This window comes from Halorubrum sp. SS7 (genome assembly GCF_005435055.1).
Taxonomy (GTDB): domain Archaea; phylum Halobacteriota; class Halobacteria; order Halobacteriales; family Haloferacaceae; genus Halorubrum; species Halorubrum salinarum.
In genome coordinates this window covers 1-219 of sequence record NZ_SGXV01000735.1, presented here as the reverse complement: position 1 = coordinate 219, position 219 = coordinate 1, and the positions used below count along the sequence as shown (strand labels likewise).

The window sequence follows — 219 nt, the reverse complement described above, 5'->3', positions numbered from 1 at the left end:
CGCGGGCCCGAGGCGCTCGCGCTGGAACTGAATCTCCGCGACGAGGACCGCGTCGAGGAGGCCGTCGAGGAGGCCATCGATCACTTCGGCGAGGTGGACATCGTCGTCAACAACGCGAGCGCGATCCAGCTGGCGAACGTCGCGGACCTGCCCGCCGACCGCTTCGACCTCCTCACCGACGTGAACGTCCGCGGGACCCACCTCGTTGCGCACGCGTTC

The 219-nt window shown here is 69.4% G+C and carries 1 protein-coding gene; it reads left to right on the top strand.

Annotation, left to right across the window (positions count from 1 at the left end; genetic code table 11):
* Positions 1-219, top strand: a 219-nt coding sequence (locus EXE44_RS19755; protein WP_137718148.1) for an SDR family oxidoreductase, incomplete at both ends; no start/stop codon positions are given.